We start from the raw sequence: 17,154 nt of genomic DNA, 5'->3' as shown, positions 1-17,154 counted from the left end.
TCGGGACGAGCGGCGCCGCACCGTCGGGGCCGCTCATTTGCATGGACAGGCAGCACATGACGACACGCGACGAGGCGCTTTCCGGAATCCGGAGCTACTTTGATTCCGGCGATTTCATCCAGGACCTCGCGCGGCTCGTGTCCTACCCGACGGAGAGCCAGGACCCGGAGCGCAAGCCCGAGTTGAAACGCTATCTCGTCGAGGAGATGCAGCCGCTTCTCGGCGCGCTCGGCTGCGAAACCGAGCTCTTCGAGAATGCCGATCCGCGCGGCGGCCCGATCCTCCTCGGCACGCGGATCGAGGATCCGGCGCTCAAGACCGTGCTGACCTACGGCCATGGCGACGTCATCCGCGCCCAGACGCAGGACTGGCGCGCCGGCCTTTCGCCGTTCGAGCTCGTCGTCGAGGGAAACCGCGCCTATGGTCGCGGCACCGCCGACAACAAGGGCCAGCATCTCGTCAACCTCGCGGCGCTGAAGACCGTCCTCAAGGCCCGCGGCCGGCTCGGATTCAATCTCAAGGTCGTCATCGAAACCTCGGAAGAGACCGGCTCGGCCGGGCTGGCGGAGTTCTTCCGCGCGCAGAAGCACCGGCTGGCGGCCGACGTCCTGATCGCCTCCGACGGGCCGCGCATCCAGGCCGACCGGCCGACGCTGTTCATGGGCAGCCGCGGCGCCATCAACTTCGAGCTCGCCGTCCGCTGCCGCGAGGGCGCGCATCACTCCGGCAACTGGGGCGGTCTGCTGAAGGACCCGGCGACGCGGCTGGCCCACGCGATCGCATCGATCGTCGATCCGCGCGGACAGATCAAGGTGCCGGAATGGCGGCCGACGAGCCTGACGCCGGCGGTCCGGGACGCGATCGCCGACTGCCCGCTCGGCAACCGCGAGCCGCCGATCGACATCGACTGGGGCGAACTGGACCTGACACCCGCCGAGCGCGTGTTCGGCTGGAACTCCTTCGCCGTCCTCGCGATGAAGAGCGGCGTGCCGGAAGCGCCGGTGAATGCCATCTCCGGCCATGCCGCGGCGACCTGCCAGCTGCGCTACGTCGTCGGTACCGATCCGGACGACATCCTGTCGGCGCTGCGCCGTCATCTCGACGCGCATGGCTTCGCCGACGTCGCGATCACCCCCGCCGACCGGGTGTTCTTCAAGGCGACGCGGCTCGACCCGGACCATCCCTGGGTGCGGCGGGTCGCGGCCTCGATCACGGCGACGACGGGCCGGCCGCCGGTGATCCAGCCCAATCTCGCCGGCTCGCTGCCGAACGACAGCTTCACCGACATTCTCGGCCTGCCGACCGTCTGGGTGCCGCACTCCTATCCCGGCTGTTCCCAGCACGCGCCGAACGAGCACGTGCTGCTCGACGCCTGCCTCTCGGCGCTGGAGCTGATGACCGGGCTGTTCTGGGACCTCGGCGATCCGGCGCCTGCGCCCTGAGTCGCGCAGCATGGGCGAGCAGAAGCCCGGGCCGTTTCGTCCCTTCGCTTGCCGCGGTCAACGGATACGAACCCGCTGGCTGCCCGATGCCTGGGCGTCTCCGACGCATCCGCCACTTCCCCCGGGGTGGCCGGTATCTTGATCAACAAAAAGCCCACCCGCTGATCCTGCGGGTGGGCTTTTTGTCTGCCTTCGCGCGTTCCGCCCGCTCCGGATGGGGCGGGCGGAACGATGTGTCATGGAGGCGGCCTCCGGCGCGTCGTCAGACCCTCGGCCGCTGTGCGCGCTCAGCTGCAGCCGCTCGTCGAGCCGCAGGTGTCGCACTTCAGGCAGGTGCCGTTGCGCACCATGGTGAAGTTGCCGCATTCCGAGCAGCTCTCGCCGGTGTAGCCCTTCATCATCGCGATGGTCCGGCGCTCGGCGCTGGAGGGCTTCGGCGCTTCGCTGACATTGGCCGCGTCCTTCTCGCTCGCCTCGTAGGCCAGCGGCTGGTCGAACAGCCCCTGTGCCGGCGAGGCATCTGCGACCGGGGCCGGGGCGTCGAGCGGCTCGATGTCGAGCGGGGCGGGGGCCGCCTCGTAGTCGCGCTTGAACGCCGTCGCCTGGTTGCCGGCATGCGCCGCCACCGTCGGGGTGGCGCGGCCCATCGTCGATGCCGCCGGGGCCGCAGCCGAGGCGGCCTGCGGCTTGGCCGGGGCGTTGGCGGCGGCGACAGGGCGGCCCGATGCCGTCACCGGCGCGGGCTTGGCCGGCGCCTCGACCTTGGCCGAGCCCTGCGGCTCGCCGGAGGAGACCAGCCGGAACTTCGCCGTCTGGCCGCGCACCATGCCGGACGAGATCGGCAGCGGCGCCGGCTTGTCGCCAGCGACCCCGCGCCCGACCGTCGAGGCGCCGATGTCCTCGGGCTGGACATGGGCGAGGTCGTGCCGGCCGAGATAGGAGATCGCGAGCTCGCGGAACACGTAGTCGAGGATCGACGTCGCGTTCTTGATCGCCTCGTTGCCCTGGACCATGCCGGCCGGCTCGAACCGCGTGAAGGTGAAGGCGTCGACATACTCCTCCAGCGGCACGCCGAACTGCAGGCCGAGCGAGATCGCGATGGCGAAGTTGTTCATCATCGCGCGGAAGGCGGCGCCCTCCTTGTGCATGTCGATGAAGATCTCGCCGAGCCGGCCGTCGTCAAACTCGCCGGTTCGCAGATACACCTTGTGGCCGCCGACGATGGCCTTCTGGGTGTAGCCCTTGCGCCGGTTCGGCAGCTTCTCGCGCTCGCGCACCACCTTCTCGACGATGCGCTCGACGATCCGCTCGGCGACCTGCACCGCCTGCGCTGCCGGCGGCGACGCGATGAGCGCAGCGGCCGTCTCCTCGACGACTTCGTCCTCGTCATTGTCGTCGGCGATCAGCGACGCGTTCAGCGGTTGGCTGAGCTTGGAGCCGTCGCGATAGAGCGCGTTCGCCTTCAGCGCGAGCTTCCAGGACAGCATGTAGGCGTTCTGGCAGTCCTCGACGCTCGCCTCGTTCGGCATGTTGATCGTCTTGGAGATCGCGCCGGAGATGAAGGGCTGCGCCGCCGCCATCATCCGGATGTGGCTCTCGACCGACAGGTACCGCTTGCCGATCCGCCCGCAGGGATTGGCGCAGTCGAAGACGGGCAGGTGCTCCGCCTTCAGGTGCGGGGCGCCTTCCAGCGTCATCGCGCCGCAGACATGGACGTTCGCGGCCTCGATGTCCTTCTTCGAGAATCCCAGCGCCGGGAGCATCTCGAAGGAGAAGTCGTTCAGCTCCGCGTCCGTAAAGCCGAGGACGTCCTTGCAGAACGCCTCGCCGAGCGTGAACTTGTTGAAGACGAACTTGATGTCGAAGGCCGAGGTCAGCGCGGCGTTGACCGTCGCGATGATCTCGTCGGTGAAGCCCTTGGCCTTCAGCGAGCCGGGGTTGATCGCCGGGGCCTGGTTGAGGTTGCCGTGGCCGACGGCATAGGCCTCGATCTCGGCGATCTCCGCCTCGGTGTAGCCGAGCGTGCGCAGGGCCTCGGGAACGGCGCGGTTGATGATCTTGAAGTAGCCGCCGCCGGCGAGCTTCTTGAACTTCACCAGGGCGAAGTCCGGCTCGATGCCGGTGGTGTCGCAGTCCATGACGAGGCCGATCGTCCCGGTCGGGGCGATCACCGAGACCTGGGCGTTGCGGTAGCCGTTGCGCGAGCCGAGCTCGACGGCTTCCGTCCAGGCGGCCTTGGCGCGGCCGGACAGGCGCTTGTCCTTCAGCGAGGCGTGGTCGAGCGGCACCGGATCGACCGACAACTGCTCATAGCCGTTGGCGATGCCGTGCGCGGCGCGGGCGTGGTTGCGCATGACGCGCAGCATCGCCTCGGCATTGCGCTCGTAGTCGGGGAAGGGGCTGAGCGTGCCCGCCATCTCCGCCGAGGTCTTGTAGGCGACGCCGGTCATCAGCGCCGAGATCGCGCCGCAGATCGCGCGGCCTTCCTTGGAGTCGTACGGGATGCCGGAGGACATCAGGAGGCCGCCGATATTGGCGAAGCCGAGGCCGAGCGTGCGGTAGTCGTAGGAGAGGCGCGCGATCTCCTTGGAGGGGAACTGCGCCATCAGCACCGAGATCTCGAGAACCACCGTCCACAGCCGCACGGCATGCTCGAAAGCGGCGGTGTCGAAGCGCTTCGTCACCTTGCCGTCGGCCCCGGTCACGCTCTCCTGGAACTGCATCAGGTTGAGCGACGCGAGATTACAGGCCGTGTCGTCGAGGAACATGTATTCCGAGCACGGATTCGACGCGCGGATCGGGCCGGCCGCCGGGCAGGTGTGCCAGTCGTTCATCGTGGTGTTGAAGTGCAGGCCGGGATCGGCGGACGCCCAGGCGGCGTAGCCGATCTGCTCCCACAGGTCGCGCGCCTTCAAGGTCTTCGCCACCTTGCCGTCGGTGCGCCGGATCAGATCCCAGGTGCCGTCTTCCTCGACGGCGCGCAGGAAGTCGTCCTTCAGCGAGACCGAGTTGTTGGAGTTCTGTCCGGCGACGGTGAGATAGGCCTCGGAGTCCCAGTCGGTGTTGTAGACCGGGAATTCAATGTCGGTGTAGCCCTGGCGTGCGAACTGGATGACGCGCTTGACGTAGTTCTCCGGCACCTGCGCCTTCTTGGCGTCCTTCACCGCGCGCTTCAGCGCCGGGTTCTTCATCGGCTCGAAGCAGTCGCCGTTCGGCCCCTCGCAATTGACGCAGGCCGACAGGATCGCCTTGAGGTGCTTGGAGACGGTCTTGGAGCCGGTGACGAGCGCGGCGACCTTCTCCTCCTCGCGGACCTTCCAGTTGATGTAGGCCTCGATGTCGGGATGATCGATGTCGACGACGACCATCTTCGCCGCGCGCCGGGTCGTGCCGCCGGACTTGATGGCGCCCGCGGCGCGGTCGCCGATCTTCAGGAAGCTCATCAGGCCGGACGACTTGCCGCCGCCGGCGAGCTTCTCGCCTTCGCCGCGCAGGTTCGAGAAGTTCGAGCCGGTGCCCGAGCCGTATTTGAACAGCCGCGCCTCGCGCACCCACAGGTCCATGATGCCGCCCTCGTTGACGAGGTCGTCGGCGACGGACTGGATGAAGCAGGCATGCGGCTGCGGATGCTCGTAGGACGAGCCGGAGCGGGTCAGCTGGCCGGTGCGGTAGTCGACATAGAAGTGACCCTGGCTCGGGCCGTCGATGCCGTAGGCCCAGTGAAGGCCGGTGTTGAACCACTGCGGCGAGTTCGGCGCGACCTTCTGGGTCGCCAGCATGTAGGCGAGCTCGTCCTTGAAGGCCGCCGCATCCTCCTCGGAGGCGAAGTAGCCGCCCTTCCAGCCCCAGTAGGTCCAGGTGCCGGCGAGACGATCGAACACCTGCCGTCCGTCCATCTCTGAGCCGGTGCGCTCGGCTTCGGGAAGCGCGGCGAGGGCCTTCTCGTCGGCGACCGAGCGCCACAGGAAGGCGGGAACGTCGTTCTCCTCGACCTTCTTCAGCCGCGCCGGCACGCCCGCCTTGCGGAAATACTTCTGCGCCAGGATGTCGGCCGCGACCTGGCTGAACTGGGCGGGAACGTCGATGCCTTCCAGCCGGAAGACGATCGAGCCGTCGGGATTCTTGATCTCGCTCGTCGCCTTGCGGAACGCGACGTCGTGATAGGGGCTTTGGCCGGCCTTGGTGTAGCGGCGCTCGATCTTCATGCCCATGACGGTATCCCTCGTTTGAAGCCAGATCCGGTGATTCCGCGCGGCATGCCGCCAGCATGGCTCGCTGGAACCGTGTTGGCCGATCTAGTGGGGCGGCCGGTCCGGAACGCTACATATAGTAGCTTGTGCGAGGTTAATCGACTCTGAATCGGAGGCGGGGAAAGCGCCGGAGCGAGTTTTGCACGCTTTTCGCCGGCAGCCGGGGACGGCTGTGGAAAAGCCGGAGATCGCGTCTCGTCCGATCTGGGAGCTGAAGCCGAGGCTAGGGCGAGTCCCGGAAGCGGGTCAATCGGGCGGCGCCGCTTCTCCCCGGCTTGAATCGAATATGATGAAAATCGCTGGAAAACCGGCCGGCGGCGCAGGAAACCGGCTTGAAAGCCGGAACGAGCCGGCCCTACAAAAATCGCCATATCCTGAGCAGCTCGATTCGGCAGGCATTGCCGGCTGCCGTCACTCATCCGGCCACGGGACGTGCCCGGATGGAGCCGTCCGCGGAAAGGACAGGGTCGTGTCTTTGCTGAACGAGTCGGGTTGGCGGCTGGGCGCCGCGGACCTCATCGAGTCGGGACCCGACGAGGCTTTCGACCGCGTCACGCGGCTCGTCGCCCGAATCCTGGGCGTCCCGGTGGCGCTCGTCTCCATCCTCGATGTGGACCGCCAGGTCTTCAGCGGCGCGACGGGGCTCGCGGAACCCTTCGCCACCAGCCGCCAGACGCCCCGCTCGCACTCGTTCTGCCAGTATGTGGTGGCCAGCGGCGAGCCGCTCGTCGTCGCCGACGCCCGAATCGATCCCCTCGTTCAGGACAATCCGGCCATCGAGGCGCTCGGCGTCGTCGCCTATCTCGGCCTGCCGCTGAAGACGCCGAGCGGCGAGGTCATCGGCACGCTCTGCGCGATCGATCACCAGCCGCGACAGTGGACCGCGGCCGATCGCGAGACGGTGCAGGATCTCCTGGCGATTCTTTCGTCCGAACTCGCGCTGCGCGAGGAGGTGCGGTTCCGCCGGCGGGCCGAGGAGCAGGCGCGGCTGATGTCTCGGGAGATGGAGCACCGGGTCAAGAACTCGCTGTCGACCGTGCAGGCGGTGATCTCGCTGTCGGTCCGTGACACGCAGAGCCCGGCCGACATCCGCTCGGACCTGCTCGAGCGCGTCGCCTCGCTCGCCAAGACCCACTCGCTGCTGGTCGAGAGCGACGGCACCGGAGCACTGTTCGGCGACATCGTCGCGTCCGAACTGCAGCATTACGGTCTCGGCGGGCGCATCCGGACGAACGGGCCGGAGGTGTACCTCACCGCGAACGAAGCCGTCACGCTCGGAATGGCCATGCACGAACTCGCCACCAATGCGACGAAATACGGCGCGCTGGCACCGGGATCGGAGGGCGCGCTCGCAATCGCCTGGACGCTCGAACAGGAAGCGGGACGGCCGGTGCTGCGGCTGCGCTGGACAGAGGAACTGCCGGCGGGCATCGCCGCGCAGGCCGGAGCGGCGCCGCCGGAAGGATTCGGAAGCGAGCTGCTGGACACGCTGATCGTGCGCCAGCTCCGCGGCGCCATGCGCCGGGAATGGACGGCGAGGGGCCTGATCTTCGAGGCGACGATGCCGCTCTCGGCCGACTCCGGCGAGGTTCCCTGCCAGGGCATCCCCGGAGACTGAGCGGACCGAGCGGGCCGAGGCCGGAACCGGGTCATCCCGGGGCTGAGAGCGGCGGCGCTTGCGGCTCAGATGCCCGAGCCCGCCTCCTCGAAGTCGCTCTCGCGCGCCGGGTCCGGCCAGCCGCCGACCGTTGCCTCGGCACCGCGCCCCGCCGGCGGCTGGGGCAGGGGCATCCATGCGACGAGTTCGTCGTCTTCATAGGTGACGGGGTTGTCCGGGCCGGTGTCGGTGGCGACCCAGCCGCGCTCGGCACCGCCTCTCGGCATCTGCCAGCGCACGGTATCGACCTCCGCAGGTCCCTGTTCGCTGGCGCGGACGGTCACGAGAATCCGCCGTCCGTCGCGCTCGGCGCTCGACATCGGCAGCCAGCCGCCGCGATCGCTGTCACTCATGCTGTTTCTCCCATTGTCTGCCGGCGACCTTCCGCCGCGGGTTCGCCCGCCGAAGCCAAAACGCCCGGTAGAGCCGCACAGCCTCCCGCTGCGGCGCCGCGCCCGCCACTGTCGGCGATCTGCGCTCTTCGTTCCAGCCGCGCAGCTGGAACGCTTCCAGCCTTGCGTCGCCCGGGAGAAGGGGGTAACCGTCGCCGCATTGCGGGATGGCGGCCCGACCGCGTCTCTTCGACAAGCCCTCGCGAGGCGTTCGCCCAAGATCGTATTCGCGCGGCCGATCCTGCAAGAAGCATGGCGATTTCCGCAGGTTATGCTTGCGACGGATCGCCTGCGAACCGATATGAGGTCCGAAAGTCGCGATGACCGTATTGCTGACATCCTACCTGCCGATCGTCATCTTCGTCGGCGTTGCCATGATCATCGGCCTGGCTCTCTTGGTCTCGCCCTTCCTCGTGGCCTTCAAGGCGCCCGACGACGAGAAGCTGTCGGCCTACGAATGCGGGTTCGATGCGTTCGACGACTCGCGCATGAAGTTCGACGTCCGCTTCTATCTGGTGTCGATCCTGTTCATCATCTTCGATCTCGAGGTCGCCTTTCTGTTTCCCTGGGCGGCGAGCTTCGGGACCCTGGGCTGGTTCGGCTTCTGGTCGATGATGGTGTTCCTCGGCGTCCTGACGATCGGCTTCATCTACGAATGGAAGAAGGGTGCCCTGGAATGGGATTGATCTCAGGCGAGAAGCCGCTCGTCGCGCATGCGGCGGAGGCCGGATACGGAACGGCGGATCCTGGCCGGGCGGTTGCTCCGGCCCACGACCCGTTCGTCACCGACATCAACAACGAGTTGGCTGACAAGGGTTTCATCGTCACCTCGACGGACGACGTCATCCAGTGGGCCCGCACCGGCTCGCTGATGTGGATGACGTTCGGGCTGGCCTGCTGCGCGGTCGAGATGATGCAGATGTCGATGCCGCGCTACGATGCGGAGCGATTCGGCTTCGCGCCGCGCGCCTCGCCGCGCCAGTCGGACCTGATGATCGTCGCCGGCACGCTGACCAACAAGATGGCCCCGGCGCTCCGCAAAGTCTACGACCAGATGCCGGAGCCGCGCTACGTCATCTCGATGGGCTCCTGCGCCAACGGCGGCGGCTACTACCACTACTCCTATTCGGTGGTCCGCGGCTGTGACCGGATCGTGCCGATCGACGTCTACGTGCCGGGCTGCCCGCCGACGGCCGAGGCGCTGCTCTACGGCATGCTGCTCCTGCAGAAGAAGATCCGCCGCACCGGCACGATCGAGCGCTGAGCGGAAAGGGCGATCGATGCGCGAATTCGCGACCAAGGACCTGTCGGACTATATCGCCGAGACCATCGGCGATCGGCTGGTCGAGCACTTCTTCAGCTTCGGCGAGCTGACGATCGTCGTCGCGCCCGAGGACATCGTGCGGGTGATGACCTTCCTCAGGGACGATCCCCAGACGCAGTTCATCAACCTGACCGATCTCTGCGGCGTCGACTTTCCGGCGCGCGAGAAGCGCTTCGAGGTAGTCTACCATCTCCTGTCGCCGCGGCAGAACCAGCGCATCCGCGTCAAGATCCGCACGGCGGAGGACGATCCCGTCCCCTCGGTCTGCGACGTCTTTCCGGCAGCGGACTGGTACGAGCGGGAGGCCTACGACTTCTACGGCATCCTGTTCACCGGCCATCCGGATCTCAGGCGCATCCTCACCGACTACGGCTTCGAGGGCTATCCGCTGCGCAAGGACTTCCCGCTGACCGGCTTCGTCGAGGTCCATTACGATGAGGAGAAGAAGCAGGTGGTCTACGAGCCGGTCGAACTCCGCCAGGAGTTCCGCTCGTTCGACTTCCTGTCGCCCTGGGAAGGCGCGGACTACGTCCTGCCCGGGGACGAAAAGGCCAGGCAATAGGCGAGGGCGGATATGGCGATCAGAACTCTGCAGGCGAAGTGTCTGTGCGGCGGCGTCCGCATCGATGCCGACTTTGAGGATGTGGCGGTCAACGCCTGCCACTGCGATACCTGCCGGCGCTGGACCAGCGGGCCCTTCCTGTCGCTCCACGGTGCGGAGAACGTCGTTCTGGCGGGCACCGATCTGCTGACGGTCTACAAGTCGTCGCAGTGGGGCGAGCGGGGCTTCTGCAAGGCCTGTGGATCGGCGCTGTTCTGGCGCAGCCACGACGAGGCGATCTACGCGATCTCCGCGGCTGCGGTCGATAATCTCGGCGACGTCGAGATGACGCGGGAGATCTTCATCGATTCCAAGCCGGACTGGTACGCCTTCGCCAACGATACCGAGAAGATGACCGGCGCCGAGTTCTTCGCCATGGTGGCGCCCACGCAGGAAGAGCCGAATGGCTGAGATCGACGTCCGCAACTTCAACATCAACTTCGGACCGCAGCATCCTGCCGCGCATGGCGTGCTGCGCCTGGTGCTCGAGCTCGACGGCGAGATCGTCGAGCGGGTCGACCCGCATATCGGCCTCTTGCACCGCGGCACCGAGAAGCTGATCGAGCACAAGACCTATCTGCAGGCGATCCCGTATTTCGATCGCCTCGACTACGTCGCGCCGATGAGCCAGGAGCATGCATTCTGCCTCGCGATCGAGCGGCTCGCCGGCGTCGAGGTTCCGATTCGCGGCCAGCTGATCCGCGTGCTCTACGCCGAGATCAGCCGCATCCTCTCGCACATCCTCAACGTCACCACGCAGGCGATGGACGTCGGCGCCCTGACGCCGCCGCTGTGGGGCTTCGAGGAACGCGAGAAGCTGATGGTGTTCTACGAGCGCGCCTCCGGCTCGCGCATGCATGCGGCCTATTTCCGGCCCGGTGGCGTGCACCAGGACCTGACGCCGCAGCTCGTCGAGGACATCGGCAACTGGTGCGACCCGTTCCTGAAGGTCTGCGACGACCTCGAGGAGCTCCTGACCGACAACCGCATCTTCAAGCAGCGCAATGTCGATATCGGCGTCGTCTCGCTCGAGGATGCCTGGGCCATGGGCTTCTCCGGCGTGATGGTGCGCGGCTCCGGCGCGGCCTGGGACCTGCGCAAGGCCCAGCCCTACGAGTGCTACGACCAGATGGATTTCGACATCCCGATCGGCAAGAACGGGGACTGCTACGACCGCTACCTCATCCGCATGGTTGAGATGCGCGAAGCGGTGAAGATCATGAAGCAGTGCGTCGAGCGGCTGTCCTCGACCGCCGGCGCCGGCCCCGTGGCCTCGCTGGAGGGAAAGGTTGTCCCGCCGAAGCGCGGCCAGATGAAGCGTTCGATGGAAGCGCTGATCCATCACTTCAAGCTATACACCGAGGGCTTCCACCTGCCGGAGGGCGAGGTCTACGCCGCCGTCGAGGCGCCGAAGGGCGAGTTCGGGGTCTATCTCGTCGCCGACGGCACCAACAAGCCGTATCGCTGCAAGATCAAGGCGCCGGGCTTCGCGCATCTCCAGGCGATGGACGTCATGTGCAAGGGGCACATGCTGGCCGATGTCTCGGCGATCCTCGGAACGCTCGACATCGTGTTCGGCGAGGTGGATCGCTGATCCAGCGGTGACGGAGCGGCCGTGATAGTCTGATGCCATGATGAAAGCAGAGCCTTCCGATACCAGCCCGATGACCGCAGACGAGTTCTTCGCCTGGTGCGAAGGCCTGCCGGACAAGCAGCGGTACGAGCTGGTCGAGGGGGAGCCGGTACGGCGGCAGTCGGAGCGCATCCGGCACGCGGAGACGAAGTTCGCGGCGGTCGTGGCCCTGAAGGCGGGGCTGCGTGCGGCAGGAAGGCTCGACTGCCACGCATTCATCGACGGCGTCAGCGTGCGAATCGACGATCAGACGGTCCGCGAGCCGGACGCGCTCATTCATTGCGGCCCCTACGACCCCGATGACGTCGTCGCGACCAATCCCGTGGTGGTGGTCGAGGTGGTCTCGCCGTCGACCGTCGAGACCGATGCGACGCGCAAGCTTCTCGACTACTTCGTCGTTCCTTCGATCTGCCATTACCTCGTGCTCGTCCCCGAGCGGGACCGCCTCGTCCATTATCGCCGTTCGCCCGTCGAAGGCGAAATCCTCACGCGCATCCTCGGACGCGAAGCCACGGTCGATCTGTCGCCGCCCGGCATCGCGGTTTCGGTGGAGGCGCTCTTCGGTGCCTGAGGGGGCGTCGCGAGACGGCTCTTACGGCATCCAAACCTGCGGCGGCTCGCCACTGGCCTTTTGCCGGTCATGTGGTAGAACGCGCCGCAACACACGCATGTTGAACCGGTTCTAAAGTCGAGGTCCGATGTCCGTCAGACGTCTCGCGGAAGATGCCGTCCAGCCCCAGGGCTTTGCGTTTTCGGAAGAGAACGCCGCTTGGGCCGAGATGACCATCCGCAAATATCCCGAGGGTCGTCAGCAGTCCGCGGTGATTCCCCTTCTGATGCGTGCGCAGGATCAGGACGGCTGGGTGACCAAGGCTGCCATCGAGCATGTCGCCGACATGCTCGACATGCCGCTGATCCGCGTGCTGGAAGTCGCGACCTTCTATACGCAGTTCCAGCTGAAGCCGGTCGGCACCAAGGCCCATGTCCAGGTCTGCGGCACGACGCCCTGCATGCTGCGCGGCTCGGAGGATCTGAAGGCGGTCTGCCGCAAGAAGATCCATGCCGAGCCGTTCCACCGCAACGCCTCCGGCACGCTGTCGTGGGAAGAGGTCGAGTGCCTCGGCGCCTGCGTCAACGCGCCGATGGTGATGATCTTCCAGGACACCTATGAAGACCTGACGCCGGAACGGCTGGAGGAGATCATCGATCTCTTCGACGCGGGCCGGGGCGAAGAGGTGCAGCCGGGCCCGCAGAACGGGCGGCATCTGTCCGCACCGATCGGCGGACTGACCAGCCTCAATGGCGACTACGACGACATCATCGAGACGCAGCGGCGCGAGACGGGCCATGGCCCGGCCGCCGGCGCGCCGCCGCAGGGCGCGGGGGGCGGAGCCGCGTCGACGCCGCCGTCGGATGCCGGGCGACCGGACACCGACGCAGCCGAGACCGATCCCACCATTGCCGCGCCCGGCAAGGCGCAGGACGGCAATGCGGTCGAGGGCGGCGAGCGCGAGGAAAGCGACGAGCTGACGGCGGAGGCGCATGCGCCCGAAGCCGGGCAGACCGGCGGCACGCGGCAGGGCGAGACCGGCGAAGCCGAGCGCGATGCGGCCGAAGTCGGCCAGGTATCGGGCGATTCTCCGTCGGCCCCGACGAACACCGGCGGGACGATGCGCCGGAAGGAAGCGGCTGCGACCGACGCCGTGGTGCCGGACGTGCGGCTGGTGCCCGAGGACCGCACCGCCGGAGCTTCGCTCGACCTCGACAAGGGCGGCGACTACGACCGCGCCAACACCGATCAGGTCGGCGGCGACGAGATCGAGGGGCGCCGCACCGGAACGTCGGACGAGTCGGCCGGTCCGGTGATCCACGATCACTTCGACAGCGAGGCCGAGGAGAAGCGCGAGGCGCCGCAGGTCGGCGAGAAGCCCGCCGACCTTCTCTCGCAGCCGCAGGGCGAGAAGGACGACCTGCAGAAGATCCGCGGCATCGGCCCCGTCATCGAGGGCAAGCTGAACGATCTCGGCGTCTTCCACTACTGGCAGGTCGCCAAGTGGCGCGAGGTCGAGCTTCTCTGGATCGACGACTACCTGAACTTTCGCGGACGCGCGGTGCGCGAGGGCTGGATCGAGCAGGCGAAGGAGCTTCAGGGCCGTTCGCCGGATGATGCCGGCGACGCGTGATGCGGACGAGGAGAGACTGACATGCTTCAGGACAAGGACCGCATCTTCACCAACATCTACGGCCTCCGGGACAAGAGCCTGAAGGCCGCGATGAAGCGCGGGCATTTCGACGGCACGGCCGAGATCATCGGCAAGGGCCGCGACTGGATCATCAACGAGATGAAGGCCTCGGGCCTTCGGGGCCGCGGCGGCGCGGGCTTCCCGACGGGTCTGAAGTGGTCGTTCATGCCGAAGGAAGTCGGCGAGCGGCCGCACTACCTCGTCATCAACGCCGACGAGTCCGAGCCCGGCACCTGCAAGGACCGGGAAATCATGCGGAACGACCCGTTCACGCTGATCGAGGGCTGCATCATCGCCGGCTTCGCCATGCTGGCGCACACGTGCTACATCTATATCCGCGGCGAGTATGTCCGCGAGCGTCAGGCGCTGCAGCGGGCAATCGACGAGTGCTACGAAGCGGGCCTCCTCGGCCGCGACAACAAGTGCGGCTGGGACTATGACATCATCGTCCATCACGGCGCCGGCGCCTATATCTGCGGCGAGGAGACGGCGCTGCTCGAAAGCCTGGAGGGCAAGAAGGGCCAGCCGCGGCTGAAGCCGCCATTCCCGGCGAATGTCGGCCTCTACGGCTGCCCGACGACGGTCAACAACGTCGAGTCGATCGCGGTCGCGCCGACCATCCTCCGCCGCGGCGGTTCCTGGTTCGCCGGCATCGGACGGCAGAACAACACCGGCACCAAGCTCTTCTGCGTCTCCGGCCATGTCGAGCAGCCCTGCACCGTCGAAGAGGCGATGGGCATCTCGTTCCGCGAACTGATCGAGAAGCATTGCGGCGGCATTCGGGGCGGCTGGGACAATCTCCTGGCGGTCATCCCCGGCGGCTCGTCGGTGCCGCTGGTGCCGGGCGCCGACATCATCGACGCCCCGATGGACTTCGACGGCCTGAAGGAGATCAAGACCTCCCTCGGCACCGCCGCCGTGATCGTGATGGACAAGTCGACCGACATCGTCCAGGCGATCGCCCGCATCTCGTACTTCTACAAGCACGAGAGCTGCGGCCAGTGCACGCCGTGCCGCGAGGGAACGGGCTGGATGTGGCGCGTGATGGAGCGCATGGCGACCGGCCACGCGCAGAAGCGCGAGATCGACATGCTGCTCGACGTGACCAAGCAGGTCGAAGGACACACGATCTGCGCGCTCGGCGACGCCGCCGCCTGGCCGATCCAGGGCCTGGTGCGGCATTTCCGCGCCGAGATCGAGCGCCGCATCGACGCCTATTCGCGCAATGCGCACCAGGTGCAGCCGGTGCTCGAGGCGGCGGAGTAGGGGCCGGGGCGATGTCGGACGAGCCGGACAATCTGGTTTTGCAGCTGCTTCGGGATATCCGCGCGGATATCGGCGAGGTGAAGTACACGCTTGCGAAACACAGCGAGCGCTTCGACCATGTCGACCAGCGGCTCGAGGAGGTCCACGACACGCTCTACACGGTCGCGGGTGCGGCCGTGCACGCAAATGTCCGCCACGACACGGTGGCGGAGCGGTTGAAGACGCTGGAAGAGCGCGTCTCCCGGCTGGAAGAGAAGGCTTGACCATGGCGAAGCTGAAAGTCGACGGCAAAGAGATCGAGGTTCCCGACCACTTCACGCTGCTGCAGGCGGCGGAAGAGGCCGGTGCTGAAATCCCGCGCTTCTGTTTCCACGAGCGGCTGTCGATCGCCGGCAACTGCCGCATGTGCCTGATCGAGGTGAAGGGCGGCCCGCCGAAGCCGGCGGCCTCCTGCGCCATGGGCGTGCGCGACCTCAGGCCCGGGCCGAACGGCGAGGCGCCGGAGATCTTCACCAACACGCCGATGGTGAAGAAGGCCCGCGAGGGCGTGATGGAGTTCCTGCTGATCAACCATCCGCTCGACTGCCCGATCTGCGACCAGGGCGGCGAGTGCGACCTGCAGGACCAGGCGATGGCCTACGGCGTGGACAGCTCGCGCTACCAGGAGAACAAGCGCGCCGTCGAGGACAAGTACATCGGCCCGCTGGTGAAGACGATCATGACGCGCTGCATCCACTGCACGCGCTGCGTCCGCTTCACCACCGAGGTCGCGGGCATCTCCGAACTCGGCCTCGTCGGCCGCGGCGAGGACGCCGAGATCACCACCTTCCTCGAGCAGGCGATGACGTCGGAGCTGCAGGGCAACGTCATCGACCTCTGCCCGGTCGGCGCCCTGACCTCGCGCCCCTACGCCTTCCAGGCGCGGCCTTGGGAACTGGCGAAGACCGAGACGGTCGACGTGATGGATGCGGTCGGCTCCTCGATCCGCGTCGACACGCGCGGCCGCGAGGTCATGCGCATCCTGCCGCGCACCAATGACGAAGTGAACGAGGAGTGGATCTCCGACAAGACTCGCTTCGTCTGGGACGGGCTGCGGACGCAGCGGCTCGACCGGCCCTATATCCGCGAGAACGGCAAGCTTCGGCCGGCGACGTGGCCGGAGGCCTTCGGCGCGATCAAGGCGAAGATCGACGGCGTTTCGCCCGATCGCATCGGCGCGGTCGCCGGCGATCTCGCGGCGGTCGAGGAGATGTGGGCGCTGAAACGGCTGATGGGCGAGCTCGGCTCGGCAAACATCGACTGCCGCCAGGACGGTGCGATGCTCGATCCGGCGGACGGGCGGGCCTCCTACATCTTCAACACGACGATCGCCGGGATCGAATCGGCCGACGCGCTGCTGATCATTGGTGCCAATCCACGGTTCGAGGCCTCGGTGCTCAACGCCCGGATCCGCAAGCGCTGGCGCCTCGGCGGCTTCCCGATCGGCGTGATCGGCGAGCACGAGGATCTGCGCTACGACTATACCTATCTCGGCGCCGGCACCGACACCCTGTCGAACATCGAGGGCGCGAGCCAGGGCTTCTTCGACGCGCTGAAGAACGCCGAGCGCCCGATGGTGATCGTCGGGCAGGGGGCGCTCACGGGTGAGAACGGCGCCGGCATCCTCGCCGCGGCCGCCGCGCTCGCGCGGGAGATCGGCGCGGTGACCGACAGCTGGAACGGCTTCAACGTCCTGCATTCCGCCGCCTCGCGCGTCGGCGGCCTCGACATCGGTTTCGTGCCGGGCGAGGGCGGCAAGACCTTCGCCGAGATGGCAGCCGGCGGGCTGGACGTCCTGTTCAACCTCGGCGCCGACGAGGTCGAGATCGCGCCGGGACCGTTCATGGTCTACATCGGCACGCATGGCGATCGCGGAGCGCACCGCGCGGACGTGATCCTGCCGGGGGCTGCCTACACCGAAAAGGACGGCACCTACGTCAATCTTGAGGGTCGGGCCCAGGTCGGTGCCCGCGCCGGCTTCCCGCCGGGCGATGCCCGCGAGGACTGGGCGATCCTGCGGGCGCTTTCGGCGGTCCTCGGGCACACGCTGCCCTTCGACTCCCTTGCTGCATTGCGGCGCGAGATGTATCAGTCGCACCCGTGGATGCGGACCGACCGGATCGAGCCGGCCGATGCGGGCGCGATCGCCCGTCTGGCGGACCGGGTCGGATCGCTCCCGTCGCAATCTCTGACGTCCCATATCGGCGATTTCTATCTGACGAACCCGATCGCCAGGGCGTCCAAAGTCATGGCCGAATGTTCGAAGCTGGCTCACGCCGAGCATCTTCAGGCGGCGGAATAGGGAAC

At 67.2% G+C, this 17,154-nt stretch carries 14 protein-coding genes; 12 read left to right on the top strand and 2 right to left on the bottom strand.

Features of this window, described 5'->3' with window-relative positions; translation table 11 throughout:
• Positions 1–56 precede the first annotated feature (56 nt).
• A complete protein-coding gene (locus AB5S17_RS14320) occupies positions 57–1,442 on the top strand; it encodes a M20 family metallopeptidase (RefSeq protein ID WP_369240487.1) in 1,386 nt (461 codons plus the stop codon).
• A 287-nt stretch (positions 1,443–1,729) separates the two neighbouring features.
• On the opposite strand, the gene AB5S17_RS14315 is transcribed toward AB5S17_RS14320, so the two are convergent.
• Positions 1,730–5,647 (bottom strand): vitamin B12-dependent ribonucleotide reductase, encoded by a 3,918-nt coding sequence (locus AB5S17_RS14315; RefSeq protein WP_369240845.1) that lies wholly within the window; start codon positions 5,645–5,647, stop codon positions 1,730–1,732.
• A gap of 514 nt (positions 5,648–6,161) precedes the next feature.
• Between AB5S17_RS14315 and AB5S17_RS14310 the strand changes: the two genes are divergently transcribed.
• A complete protein-coding gene (locus AB5S17_RS14310; RefSeq protein WP_369240485.1) occupies positions 6,162–7,310 on the top strand; it encodes a sensor histidine kinase in 1,149 nt (382 codons plus the stop codon).
• Between the two features lie 65 nt (positions 7,311–7,375).
• Here the strand turns inward: AB5S17_RS14310 and AB5S17_RS14305 are convergent, their stop codons facing one another.
• Positions 7,376–7,702, bottom strand: coding sequence for a hypothetical protein (locus tag AB5S17_RS14305; RefSeq protein ID WP_369240483.1), 327 nt, complete (start codon positions 7,700–7,702; stop codon positions 7,376–7,378).
• A gap of 359 nt (positions 7,703–8,061) precedes the next feature.
• Here AB5S17_RS14305 and AB5S17_RS14300 point away from each other — a divergent pair, with 359 nt between their 5' ends.
• The 10 genes from AB5S17_RS14300 (at position 8,062) to nuoG (ending at position 17,149) form a co-directional block, all read left to right on the top strand.
• Positions 8,062–8,427 (top strand): NADH-quinone oxidoreductase subunit A, encoded by a 366-nt coding sequence (locus tag AB5S17_RS14300; protein ID WP_369240481.1) that lies wholly within the window; start codon positions 8,062–8,064, stop codon positions 8,425–8,427.
• The gene (locus tag AB5S17_RS14295) at positions 8,418–9,005 is read left to right on the top strand and encodes an NADH-quinone oxidoreductase subunit B family protein (protein ID WP_369240479.1); all 588 of its coding nucleotides are present in this window, start codon (positions 8,418–8,420) and stop codon (positions 9,003–9,005) included. The genes AB5S17_RS14300 and AB5S17_RS14295 overlap by 10 nt, the downstream gene beginning before the upstream one ends.
• A gap of 16 nt (positions 9,006–9,021) precedes the next feature.
• Positions 9,022–9,627, top strand: coding sequence for an NADH-quinone oxidoreductase subunit C (locus tag AB5S17_RS14290; protein WP_369240477.1), 606 nt, complete (start codon positions 9,022–9,024; stop codon positions 9,625–9,627).
• A 12-nt stretch (positions 9,628–9,639) separates the two neighbouring features.
• The gene (locus tag AB5S17_RS14285) at positions 9,640–10,077 is read left to right on the top strand and encodes a GFA family protein (protein ID WP_369240475.1); all 438 of its coding nucleotides are present in this window, start codon (positions 9,640–9,642) and stop codon (positions 10,075–10,077) included.
• Positions 10,070–11,260, top strand: coding sequence for an NADH-quinone oxidoreductase subunit D (locus AB5S17_RS14280; RefSeq protein ID WP_369240473.1), 1,191 nt, complete (start codon positions 10,070–10,072; stop codon positions 11,258–11,260). Before AB5S17_RS14285 ends, AB5S17_RS14280 begins: the two co-directional genes overlap by 8 nt.
• A gap of 70 nt (positions 11,261–11,330) precedes the next feature.
• Positions 11,331–11,870 (top strand): Uma2 family endonuclease, encoded by a 540-nt coding sequence (locus tag AB5S17_RS14275; protein WP_369240471.1) that lies wholly within the window; start codon positions 11,331–11,333, stop codon positions 11,868–11,870.
• Between the two features lie 127 nt (positions 11,871–11,997).
• Complete coding sequence (gene nuoE, locus AB5S17_RS14270; RefSeq protein ID WP_369240469.1) at positions 11,998–13,482, top strand: NADH-quinone oxidoreductase subunit NuoE; 1,485 nt, start codon at positions 11,998–12,000, stop codon at positions 13,480–13,482.
• Between the two features lie 21 nt (positions 13,483–13,503).
• Positions 13,504–14,808: an NADH-quinone oxidoreductase subunit NuoF gene (gene nuoF / locus AB5S17_RS14265; protein ID WP_369240467.1), complete on the top strand. Its 1,305-nt coding sequence runs from the start codon at positions 13,504–13,506 to the stop codon at positions 14,806–14,808.
• 11 nt (positions 14,809–14,819) lie between these two features.
• Positions 14,820–15,071, top strand: a complete 252-nt coding sequence (locus AB5S17_RS14260; RefSeq protein ID WP_369240465.1) for a hypothetical protein — start codon at positions 14,820–14,822, stop codon at positions 15,069–15,071.
• A gap of 2 nt (positions 15,072–15,073) precedes the next feature.
• On the top strand, positions 15,074–17,149 hold the full coding sequence (gene nuoG / locus AB5S17_RS14255; protein ID WP_369240463.1) for an NADH-quinone oxidoreductase subunit NuoG: 2,076 nt from the start codon (positions 15,074–15,076) through the stop codon (positions 17,147–17,149).
• Positions 17,150–17,154 lie beyond the last annotated feature (5 nt).

Source organism: Jiella sp. M17.18, from assembly GCF_041027365.1.
GTDB lineage: Bacteria > Pseudomonadota > Alphaproteobacteria > Rhizobiales > Rhizobiaceae > VKMB-3413.
This window is presented reverse-complemented; position numbering and strand designations above follow the sequence as displayed.

Bases quoted from the DNA above. Each gene is read 5' to 3' on its own strand.
- AB5S17_RS14320 (WP_369240487.1), top strand. From the start codon at position 57: ATGACGACACGCGACGAGGCGCTTTCCGGAATCCGGAGCTACTTTGAT.
- AB5S17_RS14315 (WP_369240845.1), bottom strand. From the start codon at position 5,647: ATGAAGATCGAGCGCCGCTACACCAAGGCCGGCCAAAGCCCCTATCAC.
- AB5S17_RS14305 (WP_369240483.1), bottom strand. From the start codon at position 7,702: ATGAGTGACAGCGATCGCGGCGGCTGGCTGCCGATGTCGAGCGCCGAG.
- AB5S17_RS14300 (WP_369240481.1), top strand. From the start codon at position 8,062: ATGACCGTATTGCTGACATCCTACCTGCCGATCGTCATCTTCGTCGGC.
- AB5S17_RS14295 (WP_369240479.1), top strand. From the start codon at position 8,418: ATGGGATTGATCTCAGGCGAGAAGCCGCTCGTCGCGCATGCGGCGGAG.
- AB5S17_RS14290 (WP_369240477.1), top strand. From the start codon at position 9,022: ATGCGCGAATTCGCGACCAAGGACCTGTCGGACTATATCGCCGAGACC.
- AB5S17_RS14285 (WP_369240475.1), top strand. From the start codon at position 9,640: ATGGCGATCAGAACTCTGCAGGCGAAGTGTCTGTGCGGCGGCGTCCGC.
- AB5S17_RS14280 (WP_369240473.1), top strand. From the start codon at position 10,070: ATGGCTGAGATCGACGTCCGCAACTTCAACATCAACTTCGGACCGCAG.
- AB5S17_RS14275 (WP_369240471.1), top strand. From the start codon at position 11,331: ATGACCGCAGACGAGTTCTTCGCCTGGTGCGAAGGCCTGCCGGACAAG.
- nuoE (WP_369240469.1), top strand. From the start codon at position 11,998: ATGTCCGTCAGACGTCTCGCGGAAGATGCCGTCCAGCCCCAGGGCTTT.
- nuoF (WP_369240467.1), top strand. From the start codon at position 13,504: ATGCTTCAGGACAAGGACCGCATCTTCACCAACATCTACGGCCTCCGG.
- AB5S17_RS14260 (WP_369240465.1), top strand. From the start codon at position 14,820: ATGTCGGACGAGCCGGACAATCTGGTTTTGCAGCTGCTTCGGGATATC.
- nuoG (WP_369240463.1), top strand. From the start codon at position 15,074: ATGGCGAAGCTGAAAGTCGACGGCAAAGAGATCGAGGTTCCCGACCAC.